The organism is Flavobacterium taihuense (genome assembly GCF_019351435.1).
Lineage (GTDB): Bacteria > Bacteroidota > Bacteroidia > Flavobacteriales > Flavobacteriaceae > Flavobacterium > Flavobacterium taihuense.
This window is the reverse complement of sequence record NZ_JAHWYN010000050.1, coordinates 1-2,572: the sequence shown is the minus strand read 5'-3', so window position 1 is coordinate 2,572 and position 2,572 is coordinate 1. Positions and strand designations below refer to the sequence as shown.

Annotated in this window: 5 protein-coding genes; 3 read left to right on the top strand and 2 right to left on the bottom strand. The window is 30.8% G+C overall.

What is annotated here, in order from left to right; genetic code table 11:
• Nucleotides 1-197 precede the first annotated feature (197 nt).
• Nucleotides 198-527, top strand: a complete 330-nt coding sequence (locus KZH69_RS20295; protein ID WP_219319289.1) for a hypothetical protein — start codon at nt 198-200, stop codon at nt 525-527.
• Here KZH69_RS20295 and KZH69_RS20290 read toward each other — a convergent pair.
• Complete coding sequence (locus tag KZH69_RS20290; RefSeq protein WP_219319288.1) at nt 524-712, bottom strand: hypothetical protein; 189 nt, start codon at nt 710-712, stop codon at nt 524-526. The genes KZH69_RS20295 and KZH69_RS20290 overlap by 4 nt on opposite strands.
• Nucleotides 713-914: 202 nt before the next feature.
• On the opposite strand from KZH69_RS20290, the gene KZH69_RS20285 reads away from it, so the two are divergent.
• On the top strand, nt 915-1,535 hold the full coding sequence (locus KZH69_RS20285) for a hypothetical protein (RefSeq protein ID WP_219319287.1): 621 nt from the start codon (nt 915-917) through the stop codon (nt 1,533-1,535).
• A 184-nt stretch (nt 1,536-1,719) separates the two neighbouring features.
• Here KZH69_RS20285 and KZH69_RS20280 read toward each other — a convergent pair whose 3' ends face one another.
• Nucleotides 1,720-1,866: a hypothetical protein gene (locus tag KZH69_RS20280; RefSeq protein WP_219319286.1), complete on the bottom strand. Its 147-nt coding sequence runs from the start codon at nt 1,864-1,866 to the stop codon at nt 1,720-1,722.
• Nucleotides 1,867-1,919: 53 nt separating this feature from the next.
• Between KZH69_RS20280 and KZH69_RS20275 the strand changes: the two genes are divergently transcribed.
• Entirely contained in the window at nt 1,920-2,126 is a 207-nt protein-coding gene (locus KZH69_RS20275) for a hypothetical protein (RefSeq protein WP_219319285.1), read from the top strand.
• The last annotated feature ends 446 nt before the right edge of the window (nt 2,127-2,572 follow it).

Here is a 2,572-nt window from a genome sequence, read left to right as displayed (position 1 = left end):
TAACAGCCACTACAACGGATTTGGGCATTGGGCTTAATGGAAAAATGGTTTTGTATTTGGGATGATTTGGCAAATCCGAAAATAGAGCTTAATTTAGTCCCAAACCCGTTGTAGTGCCAGAACGTTATAAGGCAGTTTGGAAGAACCGAAGTGCGAAAAAAGATGTAATGTTTTCATAATAATTAAAAATTAAAAATATGTATTCAAAATTAAAAGCAGAAAAATTGATTATAGAATTTGATTACTTAAAAAACAAATCTTATTTTCCTTTTGGACCAGAAGGACGTGAATTTAAAATTACAGACTTAAAAATTACAGAACCACAAATTTCTTATGTAGAATCACTAATTTTAAAAAAAAGACACCCTGGAGATTCTGAAAACAAACTTACCGAAGAAAAAGAAAAAAGTATAGAATGGAAAGTAACTATAATTATTACTGATAAAACAGATACACTTGAAGTCGAATTAGAAGAATCTTTAAAAGTTTTAAAAATAAGACACGACATAAGTAAAATGTTTAATTAAGCTATTTCCTTTTTTATATTTTCTATTAATTCTTTAAAACTTGTTTCATCAAAACAGCAAAAAAAAGTAGAAGCTACAAGTAATTCTGTTTTTTTTAAAATTTCCTGAACTTCCTCAAAAGAGTAATCTGAAAGTATTTTTAAAATTTCTATTGAAACTAAATCTAGTTTATCGTATTTCGACATAATAATTGTATTTAAACTTGTGTTTCCTTAATATCGGTGGAACACGAAACCGATAATAAAACCGCCTTATAACAGCCACTACAACGGATTTGGGCAATTGGCTTAAAGGAAAGTTGGTTTTGTATTTGGGATGATTTGGCAAATCCGAAAATAGGGCTTAATTTAATCCCAAACCCGCTGTAGTGCCAGAACGTTATAGCCAATGATAACACAACAGATGAAACATACAATTATATTTTTACTTATAATTTTTTCAACATTAAAAGTTGAAGCAAAAAAGATAGTTTCCCCCATTGAAATAATTTCGGGAATGGCAGACATTATAGTCATTGGAGAAATAGATATTGTAAAAGATAATTCATATACTTTTAAAATTAGTGAAACAATAAAAGGACAAGTTTATAAAACAATTTCTGTGCGGAAATTTAAAGAATGGACTTGTGATACGAGATTTGGCAAAGTAAAAAAAGGACAGAGACTATGTTTATTTCTTAAAAAAGGGTCAACTAATTGGACAATTATTAACGGAAGTACGGGCGAACTTCTAATTTTAAACAACTATATCACTTTGGGTGGCGATGAGGAATACATACACGTTGATTATAAATTTACTCCGTACCGTCTTTCAGTTCAAGAATTTAAAAATGGCATTAGAGAATTTAGTAAATGTTACCGATTCATCGGCGAATATGACTTTATGGATAAAAAAGCTCATTTTGAACAAATATGTGATGACAAACAAATTTCAAAATTTAAAAGCATTAACAAGTTTTCAGCTTGGCTTTATAAAAGAATGACAAAATATCCAGTAATTAAAGCCTAAAATCACTGGCTATAACAGCTACTACAACGGATTTGGGTAATTGGCTTAATGGAAATACGGTTTTGTATTTGGGAGATTTGGCAAATCCGAAAATAGGGCTTAATTTAGTCCCAAACCCGCTGTAGTACCAGAACGTTAGGCATCAGTTCAACCGAACTGACGCAGAAAAAATAACGTTAAACAATTAAACATTCAAAAAAATGAGATGTAGTAACTGCGGAAAAGAAACGCCATTTAGTGGAAAAGTGTGCCATTGGTGCAACAATGATAAATCAAAAGACCAAGAAACACACACGAAAATCGGATGTGTTGCAATTATAATTGTATTCATCTTATTTCTTTTTTTTAAATGTTCTTAAAAAATAACTAAATAGTTTATAACCAATGAGAGTAACAGTAAAATTGCTTATTGAAATGCTAGAAGTAGAAGACCCAAATTTAGAAGTCTATTTTGGTGGACTTGAACTTTACAGATTAAAAGACCGTGGCGGTGTTTTACAGTTTGAATTTAGCCAGTCAGTTTATCCAGACGAAGAAGGTTTCGTGGTGGTTGAAAACCATTTAGAACGGAAACAATCCAAACCTGAATAACCTCATTTGTTTCAGGACGATATTGTTCTTTTACTTTACCGTTTTCATATCGAGACAGAAAATATTTACCGTCTTTAATTTCAATTCTAATTTCTTGATTTTCTAAAATCATAATATTTGAGTTTTAAATTGTGTTTCTGACTTTAAAACGGTGCAGAAACTAAACCGAAAAACTTTGTAAATAAAGAACCGAATGCCTAACAGCCACTACAACGGATTTGGGCAATTGGCTTAAAGGAAAGTTGGTTTTGTATTTGGGATGATTTGGCAAATCCGAAAATAGGGCTTAATTTAATCCCAAACCCGCTGTAGTGCCAGAACGTTGTAGGGCATAACTTTGAAAATCAGAACTTAAAAAACAAACTTCCAATACTAAATACAAATATTCACAATTACAAAAATGGATTTAGAAAAATTTTTCTCATCTGAATTGATTCTTGAAAACG